Annotated in this window: 12 protein-coding genes; 1 reads left to right on the top strand and 11 read right to left on the bottom strand. The window is 67.6% G+C overall.

Features of this window, described 5'->3' with window-relative positions; all coding sequences use genetic code 11:
• Positions 1-15: 15 nt before the first annotated feature.
• From garD to FSV73_RS14050, 10 genes are all read right to left on the bottom strand, one after another.
• Positions 16-1,572 (bottom strand): galactarate dehydratase, encoded by a 1,557-nt coding sequence (garD, locus tag FSV73_RS14090; RefSeq protein WP_145008482.1) that lies wholly within the window; start codon positions 1,570-1,572, stop codon positions 16-18.
• A 21-nt stretch (positions 1,573-1,593) separates the two neighbouring features.
• On the bottom strand, positions 1,594-2,952 hold the full coding sequence (locus tag FSV73_RS14085; protein WP_145008481.1) for an MFS transporter: 1,359 nt from the start codon (positions 2,950-2,952) through the stop codon (positions 1,594-1,596).
• 166 nt (positions 2,953-3,118) lie between these two features.
• Positions 3,119-4,156, bottom strand: coding sequence for a LacI family DNA-binding transcriptional regulator (locus FSV73_RS14080; protein ID WP_145008480.1), 1,038 nt, complete (start codon positions 4,154-4,156; stop codon positions 3,119-3,121).
• A 762-nt stretch (positions 4,157-4,918) separates the two neighbouring features.
• Entirely contained in the window at positions 4,919-5,959 is a 1,041-nt protein-coding gene (locus tag FSV73_RS14075; RefSeq protein WP_145008479.1) for a threonine aldolase family protein, read from the bottom strand.
• Positions 5,956-7,764: an aminopeptidase P family protein gene (locus tag FSV73_RS14070; protein ID WP_145008478.1), complete on the bottom strand. Its 1,809-nt coding sequence runs from the start codon at positions 7,762-7,764 to the stop codon at positions 5,956-5,958. The genes FSV73_RS14075 and FSV73_RS14070 overlap by 4 nt, the downstream gene beginning before the upstream one ends.
• A 121-nt stretch (positions 7,765-7,885) precedes the next feature.
• Entirely contained in the window at positions 7,886-8,056 is a 171-nt protein-coding gene (locus FSV73_RS25580; RefSeq protein WP_186309238.1) for a hypothetical protein, read from the bottom strand.
• Positions 8,057-8,172: 116 nt separating this feature from the next.
• On the bottom strand, positions 8,173-9,114 hold the full coding sequence (locus FSV73_RS14065; protein ID WP_222119451.1) for a LysR family transcriptional regulator: 942 nt from the start codon (positions 9,112-9,114) through the stop codon (positions 8,173-8,175).
• Positions 9,115-9,327: 213 nt separating this feature from the next.
• On the bottom strand, positions 9,328-12,378 hold the full coding sequence (locus FSV73_RS14060; protein WP_145008477.1) for an efflux RND transporter permease subunit: 3,051 nt from the start codon (positions 12,376-12,378) through the stop codon (positions 9,328-9,330).
• Positions 12,375-13,445, bottom strand: coding sequence for an efflux RND transporter periplasmic adaptor subunit (locus FSV73_RS14055; RefSeq protein WP_145008476.1), 1,071 nt, complete (start codon positions 13,443-13,445; stop codon positions 12,375-12,377). The genes FSV73_RS14060 and FSV73_RS14055 overlap by 4 nt, the downstream gene beginning before the upstream one ends.
• Positions 13,442-14,545 (bottom strand): efflux RND transporter periplasmic adaptor subunit, encoded by a 1,104-nt coding sequence (locus FSV73_RS14050; RefSeq protein WP_145008475.1) that lies wholly within the window; start codon positions 14,543-14,545, stop codon positions 13,442-13,444. Before FSV73_RS14050 ends, FSV73_RS14055 begins: the two co-directional genes overlap by 4 nt.
• A gap of 307 nt (positions 14,546-14,852) precedes the next feature.
• On the opposite strand from FSV73_RS14050, the gene FSV73_RS14045 reads away from it, so the two are divergent.
• Positions 14,853-15,080, top strand: coding sequence for a hypothetical protein (locus tag FSV73_RS14045; protein ID WP_027598123.1), 228 nt, complete (start codon positions 14,853-14,855; stop codon positions 15,078-15,080).
• A 131-nt stretch (positions 15,081-15,211) separates the two neighbouring features.
• Here the strand turns inward: FSV73_RS14045 and FSV73_RS14040 are convergent, their stop codons facing one another.
• Positions 15,212-15,421 carry a DUF1127 domain-containing protein gene (locus tag FSV73_RS14040; protein WP_145008474.1) on the bottom strand — a complete coding sequence of 70 codons (210 nt, stop codon included), beginning with the start codon at positions 15,419-15,421 and terminating at the stop codon, positions 15,212-15,214.
• Between the last annotated feature and the right edge of the window lie 243 nt (positions 15,422-15,664).

Below are 15,664 nucleotides of genomic sequence, written 5' to 3'. Positions count from 1 at the left end.
TCGTTGCCGCCGGAATCAGGTCACCGGCGCCGGATTGAACAGCGCCAGGTCGTTGTGCAGACGATGGCGCTCGGCCCAGGTCTGGCGCCGGCCGCTGGCCACGTCCAGGTAGCACTGGAAGATCTCCCAGCCCATCTCCTCCAGCGACAGCCGCCCGCTCACCACCCGGCCGGCATCGATGTCGATCAGGTCCGGCCAGCGCTCGGCCAGCTGGGTGCGGGTCGAGACCTTGATCACCGGGACCATGGACAGCCCATAGGGCGTGCCGCGACCGGTGGTGAAGATGTGCAGGTTCATGCCCGCCGCCAGCTGCAGGGTGCCGCAGATGAAGTCGCTGGCCGGGGTGGCGGCGAAGTACAGGCCCTTGCCGCGGATCTTCTCGCCGGGCGCTATGACCCCGGCGATGGGGCTGGTGCCGGACTTGGCGATCGACCCCATGGCCTTTTCGACGATGTTGTTCAGCCCGCCCTTCTTGTTGCCAGGGGTGGTATTGGCGCTGCGATCCGCCATGCCCCGCTCCAGGTAGCGGTCGTACCAGTCCATCTCGCGGATCAGGGCATCGGCCACCTCGGGGGTGGCGGCGCGCGGGGTCAGCAGGTGGATGCCATCGCGCACCTCGGTGTTCTCGGAGAACATCACCGTGGCGCCCGCGCGCACCAGCAGGTCGGCGGCCACGCCCAGGGCCGGGTTCGCGGTGATGCCGGAGAAGGCGTCGCTGCCGCCGCACTGCATGCCCACCACCAGCTCGGACGCCGGTACCGTCTCGCGGCGGCGCTGGTCGAGCACCTCCAGGCGCGCCTCGATCAGCCCCAAGATCTGCTCGACCATGCCGGCGAAGCCATTGGCCGAATCCTGCAGGCGGAACAGCCAGGCCTCTTCGTCCTGCCCGGCGGTGAGGTCGTCGCCCGGCATCAGCTGGCTGGCCTGCAGCTTCTCGCAGCCCAGGCCGATGACCAGCGCCTGGCCGCCGAAGTTGGGATTGCGGCTGATGTTGTGCAGGGTGCGGATCGGGATCACCGCATCCGGGGCGTTGATGGCCACGCCGCAGCCGTAGCTGTGGGACAGCGGCACCACGTCGTCGACGTTGGGGTAGCGCGGCAGGATCTCCTTGCGCACCCGCTCCACGCAGTGGTCCAGCACCCCCACCACGCACTGCACGGTGGTGGTCACCGCGAGGATGTTGCGGGTGCCGACGCTGCCGTCCGGGTTGCGGAAGCCCTCGAAGGTATAGCCTTCCAGGGGTTCGCCGACCTGGCCGGGCGCGGTGGCCTTGGGCAGGTTGTCCAGCGCCGGCGGCTCCGGCATGCGCAGCAGGGCTTCGGTGATCCAGCTGCCGGCGGGAACGTCCTGCAGGGCGTAGCCGATGACCTCGCCATAGCGCACCACCGCGGCGCCTTCGGCCAGGTCCACCAGGGAGACCTTGTGGCTCTGGGGAATGGCCTCGACGGTGGTCAGGCCGTCGGCGAAGGCAGTGCCGGCGGCCACGCCGGGTTCGTTGACCACCACCCCGACGTTGTCCTGGGGGTGGAGCCTGATGTAGCGCGGCGAATCTCGGTGATCGATCAGGTTCATGTTCTTATCCTCTGCCGGGGCTCAGGCCCGGGCCGGGTCAGGCTGGGTCACGCCCAGGATCTCGCCATCGGCGGTACGCAGCTCGACGCGCTGGATGCGACCGACGATGAACAGGTAGCTGAACACGGCCACCAGCGCATTGGCGCCGACATAGACCAGCGCCCACTTGAAGGAGCCGGTGGCGGCGATGAGGTAGCCGATGACGATGGGCGTGGTGATGGAGGCCAGGTTGCCGAAGGTGTTGAACAGGCCACCGGAGAGTCCGGCGATCTGCTTGGGCGAAGTATCCGCCACCACCGCCCAGCCCAGGGCACCGATGCCCTTGCCGAAGAAGGCCAGGGTCATGAAGCCCACCACCATCCAGTCGGCGTCGACGTAGTTGCAGAAGATCATGCTGGTGGAGAGCAGCAGGCCGCAGACGATGGGCAGCTTGCGGGCGAAGGTCAGGGAGTGGCCGCGGCGCAGCAGCCAGTCGGAGATCACCCCGCCGAGCACGCCGCCGATGAAGCCGCAGATGGCCGGCAGCGAGGCGATGAAGCCGGCCTTGAGGATGGTCATGCCGCGCTCCTGCACCAGGTACACCGGGAACCAGGTCAGGAAGAAATAGGTGATGGCGTTGATGCAGTACTGGCCAAGGTAGACACCGAGCATCATGCGGTTGGTCAGCAGTTGGCCGATGTAGTGCCACTTGGGGCCGCCATCGCCTTGTCGGGCGCTGTTGTCCATGTCCACCAGACCACCGTTATCGCGGATGTACGCCAGCTCCGCGGCGTTGATGCGCGGATGCTCCTTGGGATTGTGGATGAACTTCAGCCAGGCCAGGGAGAACAGGATGCCCAGGGCGCCCATGATGACGAAGACGTGCTCCCAGCCGAAGTGGAAGACGATGCCACCCATGATCGGCGCGAACAGCGCGGTGGCGAAATACTGCGCCGAGTTGAAGATCGCCGAGGCGGTGCCGCGTTCGGCGGTGGGGAACCAGGCGGCGACGATGCGCGCATTGCCCGGGAAGGACGGTGCCTCGGCCAGGCCGACCAGGAATCTGAGCAGGAACAGGGTGGTCACCGCCCAGGCCACCGGCAGTCCGCCGACCAGGCCCTGCAGCAGGGTGAAGAACGACCAGAAGAAGATGCTGCCGGCATAGACCTTCTTCGAACCGAAGCGATCCAGCAGCCAGCCACCGGGAATCTGCCCGGCCACATAGGCCCAGCCGAAGGCGGAGAAGATGTAGCCGAGGGTCACGGCGCTGATGCCGAGGTCCTTCTGCAGGCTGGAGCCGGCGATGGCGATGGTGGCGCGGTCGGCGTAGTTGATGGTGGTGACCACGAACAGCATCAACAGGATCAGGTAACGCACCCGGGTAGGTCTTGCGGCATCCATGGGGATCCCTCTTGCGCGATTGTTGTTATTGAAGGCGCGGACTGTCTGGTGATTGCGCAATCATTGAAAGGTGCGTCAATCCATCGCAGTCCCAGCGATAAGCCAAGACTAAGCCATGATTGCGCAATCAAACAAGTATGACGTCTAACGACTTAAAGACCGGTGGTCAGGTCGTGGCGCGGTCGATGATGTGGAAGCCGGTGTCGATGCGCACTGCCTCCCGGGTACCTTCGCCCTCGGTGAGGCGCTGTAGCAGCGCCTCCGCCGCCAGGGCGCCCATGCGATCGCCCGCGACGCTCACCGACGACAGCGCGGGATGCATCTGGGCCGCGCTGGAGAGATTGCCGAAGCCCAGGACCGCCAGGTCCTCGGGCAGGCGCAGACCGCGACTGGCCGCTTCCGCCATCACGCCCTGGGCGACGGTATCCGAGCTGCAGACCACCACGTCGAAGGCCTCGTCGCGGGCCAACAGCTGGCGCAGGCCGGCCCGACCGGATTCCACCAGCGCGGGGGCTGGCAGGATCTCCAGCGGCGGTTCCGCCAAGCCCAGCTCGGCCAGCTGCGCGACCAGGCTGCGGCAGCGCCGCAGGGCGCGCGGATCGTCCACCGACACCACGGCGAAGTGGCGATAGCCACGGGCGTACAGATGATCCGCCTGGGCGCGACCCACGGCTTCGTGGGAGAAGCCCACCTGCATGTCCAGGGGGTCCTCGCCCAGGTCCCAGGACTCCACCACCGGGATGCCAGCCTGGGCCAGGCGCTGGCGACTGGCCGCGGTGTGCAGGGTACCGGTCAGCACGATGCCGTCGGGCTTGCGCCCCAGCACCGCGGCCAGCAGCTGCTCTTCCTGTTCGGCGCTGTAGCCGGTCAGGCCGAGCAGGGTCTGGTAGCCGGCCTGGGACAGCCGCGCCATCAAGGCCTGGACGGTCTCGGCGAAGATGGAGTGGACGATGGTCGGCACGAACAGCGCCACCAGGCGACTGCGCTTGGAGGCCAGGCCGCCGGCCAGCAGATTGGGCACGTAGCCGGTGGCCCGCACCGCCGCCAGCACCTTCTCCCGCGCCGCCTCGCTGACGATCTCCGGTCGATTCAGCGCCCGCGAGACGGTGATCGGCGACACCCCGGCGACCCGCGCCACGTCGATGAGCGTGGGGGCAGCGGAATTGACCGTGGTAGAGAGGGCTTTGCTGGACTTCTTGGCCATGAATCGCCGGGGACGAGGGAGAGATCGGCCATGGTAACGGTTGGGGCGGGCGGCGTCCCCGGTGAACACCGTAGCCTGGAACACCGCGCAGCGTTTTCCTCCACGAGCGGCACGGCAGCGGTGGATGAGGCTACGCCGTCATCCACCCTACGTATTCGCTTATTACGGCCACGACGGCTCGCCGATGCGGCCGCTTCTACGAGCCACCGTAGGTTGGGTTGAGCGCAGCGAAGCCCAACAGGCTTTTGCTCGGGCCCTGCAATGTTGGGCTTCGCCGATAGAGCCGTCTCAACCCAACCTACGGGCCGCAGTAGGGTGGAAAACGGCGTAGCCTTTTCAACTGGACCAGCGTGGCGAGGAACACCCTCACCCCAGCCCTCTCCCAGGGGGAGAGGGGGTTAGCCGAGCAGGCGTTCAGCGTCATCAGCCCTGGCCAAATCGCGATCAACCGTCGGGCCCCGTGCCTAGGGGCCGCCGTAATGGCGGACCGCCCGGGCCGCGATCGAGAAGACAAGACGCGCGACCTGTCCGCCTTGGGAGCGGGGCACCGGTGGATGAGGCTGCGCCGTCATCCACCCTACGCATTCGCCTATTACGGCAACGACGGTCCGCCGATGCGGTAGCTCTCACGATCCACCGTAGGTTGGGTTGAGCGCAGCGAAGCCCAACAGGTTTTGCTCAGGCCCCTGCAATGTTGGGCTTCGACGATAGCGCCGTCGCAACCCAACCTACAGCCTATCGCTCCGCTGGCCGCGATACGCCCTACCCGCCCATCGCCATGCGAATGTCCGCCGCCAGCTCCAGCACCCGGGCCTCCTCGGTATCCCAGGAGCACATGAAACGTGCGCCGCCGCTGCCGATGAAGGTGTAGAAGCGCCAACCGCGACTGCGCAGGACGTCCAGCGCCGGCTCCGAGAGTTGCAGGAACACCGAGTTGGCCTCGACCGGGAACATGAAGTCGACGCCGGGCACTTCGCGGACCCGCTCGGCGAGCAGCCGGGCCATGGCGTTGGCGTGGCGGGCGTGGCGCAGCCAGGTGTCGTTTTCCAGCACGCCGAGCCAGGGCGCGGAGAGGAATCTCATCTTGGAGGCCAGCTGGCCGGCCTGCTTGCAGCGGTATTCGAAGTCTTCGGCCAGGTCGCGGTTGAAGAACAGGATGGCCTCTCCCACCGCCATGCCGCTCTTGGTGCCACCGAAGCAGAGCACGTCGACGCCCGCCTTCCAGGTCACCTCGGCCGGGGTGCAGCCCAGGCCGGCCACGGCGTTGGAGAAGCGCGAACCGTCCATGTGCAGGTGCAGGCCGAGGTCGCGGCAGGTGGCGCTGATGGCCTGCAGCTCGTGCAGTCCATAGAGGGTCCCCACCTCGGTGGCCTGGGTGACGGTCACCGCCCGCGGCTTGGGAAAGTGGATGTCGGCGCGCTTGGTGGCGATCTGCTGGATGGCGCCAGGCGTCAGCTTGCCGTGGTGCGACGGCGCCAGCAGCAGCTTGGAGCCGTTGGAGAAGAATTCCGGCGCGCCGCATTCGTCGGTCTCGACGTGGGCGGTGTCGGCGCAGATGACGCTGTGATAGCTCTGGCACAACGCCGCCAGGGCCAGGGAATTGGCCGCCGTGCCGTTGAAGGCGAAGAACACCTCGCAGTCGGTCTCGAACAGCTGGCGAAAGCGATCGGCGGCGCGTGCCGTCCAGGTGTCGTTGCCGTAGGCGGTCTCGTGGCCGACGTTGGCCGCGGCCATGGCGGCCCAGGCTTCCGGACAGATGCCGGAGTAATTGTCACTGGCGAATTGCTGGGCGTTGCTGCTCATGGGGCGGTCCTCGCGACGGGTTCGGTACGCGCCAGCAGCCAGTCGCGCGCGGCACCCTCCACCAACGGCAGGAGGCGGCGGCGAACCTCGGCGTGATAGCCATCCAGCCAGTCCAGCTCGTCGGCGCGCAGCAGGGCGAGATCCAGGCAGCGGGTGTCCAGCGGGCAAAGGGTCAGGGTTTCGAAGGCGAGGAAATCACCGAACTCGGTACTCCCCGCCTGGGTGCACAGCAGCAGGTTTTCCAGCCGCACGCCCCACTGGCCGGGTCGGTAGATCCCCGGTTCGTTGGAGGTGATCATGCCCTCGCGCAACACGTGGTGCGGGGTGATGGCGGCATAGAAGGAAATCGACTGCGGGCCCTCGTGCACATTGAGGAAATAGCCCACGCCGTGGCCGGTGCCATGACCGTAGTCGATGCCGGCGGCCCAGATCGGCTCGCGGGCCAGGGCGTCGAGCATGGGCGCGGCGACGCCGGCGGGGAAACGGGCCCGCGACAGCGCCAGCATGCCCTTGAGCACCAGGGTGAAGTCACGCTTCTGCGCCGCGTTGGGCGTGCCGATGGGCACCACCCGGGTGATGTCGGTGGTGCCGCCCAGGTACTGGCCGCCGCTGTCGATCAGCAACAGGCCGTCGCCCTGGAGTTCGGCATGGGCCTCCTCGGTCGCCCGATAGTGCGGCAGGGCGCCACCGGCGTTGAAGCCGGCGATGGTGGCGAAGCTCAGGGAGACGAAATTCGGTCGCGCCGCGCGTGCCTCGCTCAGCCAGTCGTCCACGGTCAGCTCGGTGAGCCGCTCGCCACGGGCCAGGGCCGCTTCGAAACGGGCGAAGAAGACGCAGAGTGCCGCGCCGTCCTCCTCCATGGCGGTGCGCACCTGGGCCACTTCCGCGGCGGTCTTGCAGGCCTTGAACAGGGTGGACGGATTGATCTGCTCCAGCCGCTTGACGCCCGCGGGCGCGGCCTCGACCAGCCCGAGGGTGACGCGCGCGGGGTCCACCAGCAGGGTACTGCCCGCCGGCAGCCGCCCCAGCTCGGCGGCCGCCTGGCCGTAATCGACCAGGGTCACGCCGTCCGCCGCCAGGGCCGCCTGGATGTCGGCCGGGACCTTGGCCGGATCGATGAACAGCTGGCAGCTGTCCTGGCCCAGCAGCAGGTGGGCGAGGAATACCGGGTTGTAGGGGACGTCCGCGCCGCGCAGGTTGAGCAGCCAGGCGAGGTCGTCCAGCGAGGAGATGAAATGCCAGTCCGCCCCCGCCTCGGCCATGGCCTCACGCACCTGGGCGAGCTTGGCGCCGCGGGGCTGGGGCGCATAGGGCGGCGCGTGCACGAAGACCGGCGCGGCCGGCAATGCCGGGCGCTCGGGCCAGATCGCCAGCGGATCCTGATCGGTCCGCAGCTGGATGCGCTTCGGCTCGAGGACGCGCCGTAGCGCGGCGGCCGCGCCGAGGGACAGCACCTGGCCGTCCACCAGCACGGTGCCGCCTTCGGGCACCTGGGCCGCCAGCCAGTGCAGATGGGCCTGGGGCTGGCTGGCCACCTGCTTCATCAGGTCGATGCCGCTGCCGTCCAGCTCACGGGCGGCCTGCTCCCAGTAGCGGCTGTCGGTCCAGACGCCGGCGGCGTCGCGGGTCACCAGCAGCAGGCCGGCGGAGCCGGTGAACCCGGACAGCCAGGCACGCCCTTGCCAGTGCTCGGGCAGGTATTCGGACAGGTGCGGATCGGCACTGGGAATGAGGCAGGCATCGGCGCCCTGCTCGGCCAGGAAGGCACGCAGGCGGGCGAGTCGTTGAGCGGAAGTGGCGGTCATGGGCACCTCGACAAGGTCAGGGGCTCAGTGTGCCGCAGATATAAAAAAGCCGCACCCGATGGGTGCGGCGGAGAAAGACCAAAGGAGCAAAGAGGGGGTGGTCTTTCGAAAGCGCAGCGGCTCAGCGACGCACGTTGGCGGCGGGAGCGGACTGATCGCCGTAGTGCTGCATGGCGGCGTGATTCTGATCGACCAGCTTGTATCTCAGGCTGGGATTGTCGTCGGCCGCGGCGAACTGGGCGGCGGTCAGGGTGGCCAGGGTCAGCAACAGGGCGGACAGAGAACGTTTCATGGCGAACTCCTCGGGGGATGTGTTCATCGGGGTACAGGGCCATTCTAGGCAATGAACGCAGCCTAATAAATAGCAGGCTAACTAAATCACTGTTACAGAAGCTGCAACAGCGCCAGCTAGTCCTTGGCCCAGTAGCGCTGATCCTCCAGGACCAGGTTCTCCAGTTGCAGGCGCTCCGGCAGCTCCTCCTTGAGGAAGTCGATCCAGGTCTTGATCTTGGCATCGAGGAAGCGCCGCGAGGGATAGAGCGCATGGATGTTGCGCTCGCGCAGGCGGAAGTTGGGCAGCAACCGCACTAGGCTGCCGTCTCTCAGGTAGTTGACCGCGATGTAGCTGGGCAGCAGGCAGATCCCCATGCCCTGCCGCGCCACGCTGGCCAGGGCTTCGGCGACGTTGACCTGGAAGACGTAGCGCGGGGCGACCTGCTGCTCGCCTTCGGGCCCCGCGAAGACCCAGCGTTCGGAAAAGTTCGGATCGAGCAGGCGCAGGCAGTCGTGCTCGGCCAGCTCGGCCGGCACCTGGGGCGCTGGCCGCCGCGCCAGATAGCTGGGCGCGGCGCAGACCACGCTGTAGACCCCGCCCAGGCGCTGGGCGACGAAGTCCGAATCGGCCAGCTCGGTGTCCAGGGTGATGGCGATGTCATGGCCATCCTCCAGCAGCGCCGGATGGTTCTGCGACAGGTTCATGACGATCTCCACCTGCGGATAGCGCGCGCAGAAGCGCGATACCAGGGGCGCGAGCAGCTGGGTGCCGAGGCCGGTCATGGAATGCAGGCGCAGATGGCCATGGGGCTTGAGGTGCGCCCCGCTGGCCTCGGCCTCGGCTTCGCCGACGTCCTGCAAGATGCGCCGGCAGCGTTCGAGGTAGCGCTCGCCGGCCTCGGTCAGCGCCAGCCGCCGGGTGGTGCGGTGCAGCAGACGCGTCTGCAGGTGGCTTTCCAGCTCGGCGAGCAGGCGCGACACCTGGGCAGTGGACAGGTCGAGGGTATGGGCGGCGGCCGTGAGGCTGCCCAGATCCACCACCCGGACGAAGATGCGCATGCCTTGGAAAATATCCATTATTGCCTTTTTCGCAATGGAGTTTCGTCAAGGCGTCACTTTATTGAAAAATCTGGACGCCCGATAGTGGTGCGGTGAGCTGCTGTGGATTCGACTTGCTGACCGCGCGAATCCTTCCCTCCGGCAGTGGCTCCTTGGATAGCTCCTTGCGGCCTCCTGGCAGATGTCTTCAGCGAAGACCTCCGCCAGGGGGCCGTTTTTTTTGCCTGCGCCTCAGCCCTCACGGCGTGGCTCGCGGATGCGATAGCTGGCGACGTACAGCGCCGGCAGGAACAGCAGGGTCAGCAGCGTCGCGGCCACGATGCCGCCGATCATGGCGTAGGCCATGGGCCCCCAGAACACCTCGCGGGCGATGGGGATCATGCCCAGGCTGGCGGCCGCGGCGGTCAGCAGGATGGGCCGCCGGCGATGACGGGTGGCTTCCACCACGGCGTCCCAGGGCGAGCGACCGTCGCGCTCGAAGGCGTCGATCTGGGTCACCAGGATCACCGAGTTGCGGATGATGATGCCGATCAGCGCCAGCACCCCGAGGATGGCGACGAAGCCCAGCGGCTGGCCGAAGGGGATCAGCCCCAGCACCACGCCGATCAGGCCGAGGGGCGCCACGCTCGCCACCAGGAACAGCTTGCGGATGCTATGCAGCTGGATCATCAGGAAGGTGGCCATGAGGAACAGCATCAGCGGCACCACCTCGGCGATGGGGCCCTGGGCCTTGCTGCTCTCCTCCACCGTGCCGCCCACCGCGACGTGGTAGCGCGGCGGCAGCTTGGCGATGAAGGCGTCGACGTCCGGCTGCAGCTGCTTGACCAGGTCGGGCGCCAGGATGTCACCGAGGATCGAGGCCTTGAGGGTGATGGTGGGCAGGCGATCGCGCCGCCACACCAGCGGCTGCTCCAGGGCGTAGTCGATGCGGGCGAAGGCCTTGAGCGGCACCGCGACACCCTGGGGGGTCATGATCTGCAGGTTTTCCAGGGTCTCCACCGAGCGCCGCTCCGCCTCGCTGGCGCGCGCCATGACGTTGACCAGATAGATGTCGTCGCGCACCTGGGTCACCGGGGTCCCGGTCACCACGCCATTGAGGATCTGCGCCACGTCCTGGGAGGAAAAGCCCAGCTGCCGCGCCTTGTCCTGGTTGACCTCGACCTTGAGCATCCGCGCCGGCTCGTTCCAGTCGTAGAGGAAGTCGCCCAGTTGCGGACTCTTGCCCAGTACGCTGGCCAGCGCCAGCGCCTGGCGACGCACCTCGGCGACGTCCGGGCCGCTGATGCGGTACTGGATCGGCCGGCCCACCGGCGGGCCCATCTCCAGCGGCTGGACATAGCCGGACAGCCCGACGAAGTCCTGGCGCAGCCGCTGCTTGAGCTTGGGCAGCAGGCGATTGCGCGCCTCCAGGTCCTTGGCCACCAGGATCACCTGGCCATAGAAGGGATTCTCCAGCTGCTGGTCCAGCGGCAGGTAGAAACGTACCGCCCCCTGGCCGACGTAGGAACTCCAGTGGTCCACGTCCGGATCGCCGGCGAGGGTCTTCTCGAACCTGTCCATCTGGGCGCGGGTGGCATCGAGGGAGGCGTTCTGCGGCAGGTTGAAGTCGATCAGCAACTCGGGCCGATCCGAGGACGGGAAGAACTGGTTCTGCACGAACTTCATGGCGAACAGCGCCGCGGCGAACAGCAGCACCGTGAGGGCGATGGTCAGCCAGCGGTGGCGCATGGCGCCCAGCAGCAGGCCATCGGACCAACGTGCCAGGCGGCCCGGCCGGTCATGGTCCTTCTGCTTCGCCTGCTTCGGCAGGATGTGCACGCCGATCACCGGCGAGAAGAACACCGCCACGATCCAGGACAGCAGCAGGGCCACCGCGATCACCGCGAACAGCGTGAAGGTGTACTGGCCGGCGCTGCTGGAGTTGAGGCCGATGGGCACGAAGCCGGCCACCGTCACCAGGGTGCCGGTGAGCATGGGAAAGGCGGTGGACTCGTAGGCGAAGGTCGCCGAGCGGTGCAGCGACTCGCCCTCCTCGCGCTTGGTCACCATCATCTCCACGGTGATCATGGCGTCGTCCACCAGCAGGCCCAGGGCGATGATCAGGGCGCCCAGCGAGATCCGCTGCATGGTGATGCCGCTGTACTCCATGAAGACGAACACCAGCGCCAGGGTCAGGGGGATCGACAACGCCACCACCAGGCCGGCGCGCACGCCGAGGCTGATGAAGCTCACCACCAGCACGATGATGACCGCTTCGAACAGCGCCCGAGTGAAGCCACCGACGGCCTTCTCCACCACCTGCGCCTGGTTGGAGACCACGTGCACGCCGATGCCCACCGGCAGGTCGCCGGTCAGCTCCTGCATCCGCTCGGTGAGCGCCGCACCGAAGGTCTGGATGTTGCCGCCGCTGCTCATGGCGATGGCGAGACCTATGGCCGGCTGGCCGTTGTAGCGGAACAGCGAACTCGGCGGATCGGCGTAGCCGCTGCGGATGTCGGCCAGGTCGGTGAGGCGGTAGAAGCGGTCGTCGATACGCAGGTTGACCGCCGCGAGATCGGCGGTGGAGCGGAATTCGCCGCTGGTGCGCACACTGATGCGCTCGGCGCCGGACTCGATGGTGCCCGACGGCGTCACCGCATTCTGCTGCTGCAGGCTCTGCATCACCTGGCGCTGGTCCAGCCCCAGGGCGGCCAGCTTGCGGGTGGAGAAGTCCAGGTAGATGACCTCGTTCTCCGCACCGAGCACCTGCACCTTGCCGATGCCCGGCACGCTGCGGATCTCGCGCCGCACCTGCTCCACCTGGTCGCGCAGCTGGCGCATGCTGAAGCCGTCGCCGGTGAAGGCATAGATGCTGCCGAAGACGTCGCCGAATTCGTCGTTGAAGGCCGGACCCTGGATGCCCTGGGGGAATTCGCCCTGGATGTCGGCGATCTTCTTGCGCACCTGGTACCAGATATCGGGAATCGCCTTGGCCGGTGTGGTGTCGCGCAGGTAGACGAATACCGTGGATTGCCCCGGCCGGGTGAAGCTCTTGGTGTAGTCGAGGGAATCCAGCTCCTCGAGCTTCTTCTCCACCCGCTCGGTGACCTGGCGCAGGGTCTCCTCGGTGGTCGCCCCCGGCCAGCGGGTCTGGATGACCATGGTCTTGATGGCGAAGGACGGATCCTCCTCGCGCCCCAGCTTCATGTAGGAGAACACGCCCATCAGCAGGGCGACGAACATCAGGTACCAGACGAAGGATTGGTGGCGCAGCGCCCAGTCCGACAGGTTGAAGCCTTTCATAGCCGAGCGCCCTCCTGATCCTTCACCCGCTGCCCCTCCTCGAGACTGTTGACTCCCGCGACCACGACCCGATCACCGGCGCTCAGGCCGCTGCCGATCCACGCCTGGCCAGCGGCTTCGCGGATGACCTGCACCGTGCGCTGGCGCACCTGCGCCTGCTCGCCCCTGCCCTCTACCACCCAGACCGCAACCTGGTCACCCTGGCGCCGCAGCGCCTGTACCGGCAGCGCCAGGCCGGCGGCCGGCGGCAGCTCCAGTTCGCCCTGCACCAGGGTCCCGATGCGCAGCGCCGCGGGCGGGTCGTCCAGGGTGAGCCGGACCCGCCGGGTGCGGGTGGTGGCATCCGCCTGGGGTTCGATCTCGCGGACCTTGCCGCTGACGGCGACCGCCGGATCCAGCGCCATGCGTACCGTCAGCGGACGCTGCGGCTCCAGCTGGCCGATGGCCGACGCCGGCAGGTCCAGCACCGCCTCGCGGATGTCGGGCCGGGCGACCCGCACCACCGGCTGGCCGGCGGAGACCACCTGGCCGACCTCGGCCTGCCAGGCGGTGATGACGCCCTCGAAATCACTGTAGAGCTCGGCATAGTTGCGCTGGTCGCGGGCCTGGCGCTCGGCGCTCTGGGCCTGCTCGCGCGCGGCCTCCAGGGTGTGCAGCCGGGTCAGCGCCTGGTCCAGCTGGGAGCGCGAGCCGACGCCCTGGTCGAACAGCTGTTGCTGGCGCCTGGCATCGTTGCTGGCATCGCGCCATTGCGCCTGGGCGTCGGCGGTCTGGCCTTGGCGACTGCGCAGGGCATTGTCCTGGTCGGTGGGGTCCAGCGCCGCCAGCAACTGGCCGCGCCGGACCGGTGCACCGACGTCCAGCAGGCGCCGGGTCATGCGTCCGCCGACGCGAAAGCCCAGCACGCTTTCGTAGCGCGCCTGGATGCTGCCGGCGAATACCTCGCGCGGCGCGGGCGGGGCGTCGAGGGTGACGGTGGCCACCGGACGGACCGGGGGCGGCGGCGCCTCGTCGTCGGAACAACCGGCCAGCGCCAGCAGCAGGCAGAGTGGCAACAAGGGCTTCATGGCCGCACCTCGTTGAAGGCCGAGCGCTCGGCGAGCTCGACCCGCTGCCCGGGGCTGAGGGCCTGGCCACCGGCGACCACGATGCGGTCACCGGCCTTCAGGCCGTCGGTCACGATGATGCTGTCGCGGGTGTAACGCTCGATGCGCAGCGGCTGCAGGGTGACCCGGCCATCGTCGTTCAGGCGCCAGGCGGCCGGCTGGTCGGTGGTGCCGTTCAGCGCCGTCCACGGCAAGGCGAAGCCCTGGCTCGCCGCACTGGCCACCTGGGCATTGACCACCGCCCCGAGGGTCATGCCGGCGGGAGGCTGGTCGAGTTGCACCTTCACCCGCACCGTCCCGCTGCTGGCCACCGTCGGCGCGATCTCGCGCAGGGTGCCCTGGGTGGTCACCTTGGGTTGCGCCTGCAGGCTGATGGGCAGGGTCTGGCCGAGCTTCAGCTCGCGGGCGAGGGATTCGTAGAGATCGAAGACGGCGTCGAGTTCGCCGCTCACCGCCAGGTCGAAGATCGCCGCGCCGGCCTGCACCACCTGGCCGGCCTCGGCGTGGCGGGCGGTCAGGACGCCCGCGGCGCTGGCGCGTAACTCGGTGTAGCCCAGTTGCTTGCGCGCATCGTCGCGCTGGGCCGTGGCGGTCTGCAAGGCGCTGCGCGCCCCGTCGAGAGTCGCTTGCGCCTGGTCGTACTGGCTGCGACTGGTGTAGCCCTTGGGCAGCAGCGCGGCCTGGCGCTCGAAGTCGATGCGGGCCAGGCGCGCGCGGGCCTCCTGGGCCTCCACCTGGGCCTGGGCAGCGGCCAGGTTGTTACGCAGGTCCTGGGGATCCAGACGCGCCAGCACCTGCCCCTCGCGCACCCGGTCACCCACGTCCGCCAGCCGCTCGCTGATCTTGCCGCTCAACCGGAAACCGAGCGGCGCCTGGACCCGGGCCTGGATGTCGCCAGTGAAGGGATAGCGCTGGGTATCGTTCACCGGACTCAGCTGGATCACCACCACCCGGGCCAGCTCCGCGGTGGGCGGGTGTTCCTGGGAACAGCCCGGTAACAGGGCCAGCAGGGTCAGAGCAGTCATTGCCTGGCAGAGGGAGGCGAAGCGGTGAGCCCTCATGATTGTCCTTATCGGTGGAAGAGGCGCGATCTGCGAACTGACCACGCCCACGGCAGGGGGTTCGTCAGGGGATTGTCCGGCGCGCGGCAGCGCTTGGGAAGCGCTACGGCCAAGGCGGCTGCAAAAGAGCCGCCCACCGCGGGCGGAGCCCACCACAAATGTTCACAAATGCCCTGGAACCCGGCATTCCGGGCGGTAGTCAACTGCACTGTGCGCTGTGGACCTGCCCGTTCGCAGCTGATGCCCGCCTCCATCCTGGACCGGGTCCAACCAGATTCACAGGTTTATTTCGACGAGGCCGATACCCATGAAAAAGCTGCTGATCACCTCTACCGCTGCTGTGATGCTGTCGATGGCCACGGGTGTCTTCGCGGCCGAAACCTCCAAGAGCGCCACGGCCGTCAACGGCTCCGCCACCACCGAGGTGCCGGGCAAGACCACCGTGAAGGGAGGTGCCGACGGCGCTGCCGAAGTGCCCTTCAAGAGCGACAAGCCCAACAAGGTCGACGCGCGCAACCAGAACAACATGCAGTAATTCCGGCCCCTTGCGGGCGGACAGCAAAAAGCCCCGGCATGCCGGGGCTTTTTGCTGTCCGGACGCTGCAAGGCCCGGACAAAACAAACCCCGCCGTGGCGGGGTTCGTGAAGACGTTGCAGCAGCCGGGCTCAGCGCCAGAACGGCTTGTGCATTTCCTGGTAACGCTGGGCTTCAGTGATACCGGCATCGGCCAGCATACGAGCATCCAGACGCGCCAGTTCATTGCGGCTGGCAATCCGACGCTGCCAGGTGGACAGGGTGGAGATCACACGCAGGGCAGCAGGAACACGGCTGCTGGGTTTGGCGTTGTACAGCGAGGAACTGAAGGTGCGTTCCATGGTGGCTTTCCTTCCCGCTTGTGACGGGTACTGGTCATCGAATGGCGCCATTGTCTCGCCAGGCGAGTGCTACCACCAGTAACAGTCCAAGGAAAGGTTCGCGGGTCACTCTGCACACAATTGCAACTGTACTGCTGCAATATGGGTCATTCTGTAACGTAAAGCACCATTGCAGTGCATTTTTCGGTTACCAGAGGGAACAGACGAGGTAATCGGGCCTGTACAGTTCCATCGCGAGGCACT

The sequence above is a fragment of the Pseudomonas oryzihabitans genome, assembly GCF_007665395.1.
GTDB classification, from domain to species: Bacteria; Pseudomonadota; Gammaproteobacteria; order Pseudomonadales; family Pseudomonadaceae; genus Chryseomonas; species Chryseomonas psychrotolerans_C.
Note: the sequence above shows the minus strand (reverse complement) of the source record. Positions and strands in the feature narration are given on the sequence as shown.

What these genes read in the sequence shown, in the direction of transcription:
- FSV73_RS14050 (WP_145008475.1), bottom strand. Translation starts at nt 14,545, where the DNA reads ATGAGGGCTCACCGCTTCGCCTCCCTCTGCCAGGCAATGACTGCTCTG.
- FSV73_RS14040 (WP_145008474.1), bottom strand. Translation starts at nt 15,421, where the DNA reads ATGGAACGCACCTTCAGTTCCTCGCTGTACAACGCCAAACCCAGCAGC.
- FSV73_RS14075 (WP_145008479.1), bottom strand. Translation starts at nt 5,959, where the DNA reads ATGAGCAGCAACGCCCAGCAATTCGCCAGTGACAATTACTCCGGCATC.
- FSV73_RS14060 (WP_145008477.1), bottom strand. Translation starts at nt 12,378, where the DNA reads ATGAAAGGCTTCAACCTGTCGGACTGGGCGCTGCGCCACCAATCCTTC.
- FSV73_RS14080 (WP_145008480.1), bottom strand. Translation starts at nt 4,156, where the DNA reads ATGGCCAAGAAGTCCAGCAAAGCCCTCTCTACCACGGTCAATTCCGCT.
- FSV73_RS14055 (WP_145008476.1), bottom strand. Translation starts at nt 13,445, where the DNA reads ATGAAGCCCTTGTTGCCACTCTGCCTGCTGCTGGCGCTGGCCGGTTGT.
- FSV73_RS25580 (WP_186309238.1), bottom strand. Translation starts at nt 8,056, where the DNA reads ATGAAACGTTCTCTGTCCGCCCTGTTGCTGACCCTGGCCACCCTGACC.
- FSV73_RS14085 (WP_145008481.1), bottom strand. Translation starts at nt 2,952, where the DNA reads ATGGATGCCGCAAGACCTACCCGGGTGCGTTACCTGATCCTGTTGATG.
- FSV73_RS14070 (WP_145008478.1), bottom strand. Translation starts at nt 7,764, where the DNA reads ATGACCGCCACTTCCGCTCAACGACTCGCCCGCCTGCGTGCCTTCCTG.
- FSV73_RS14045 (WP_027598123.1), top strand. Translation starts at nt 14,853, where the DNA reads ATGAAAAAGCTGCTGATCACCTCTACCGCTGCTGTGATGCTGTCGATG.
- garD (WP_145008482.1), bottom strand. Translation starts at nt 1,572, where the DNA reads ATGAACCTGATCGATCACCGAGATTCGCCGCGCTACATCAGGCTCCAC.
- FSV73_RS14065 (WP_222119451.1), bottom strand. Translation starts at nt 9,114, where the DNA reads ATGGATATTTTCCAAGGCATGCGCATCTTCGTCCGGGTGGTGGATCTG.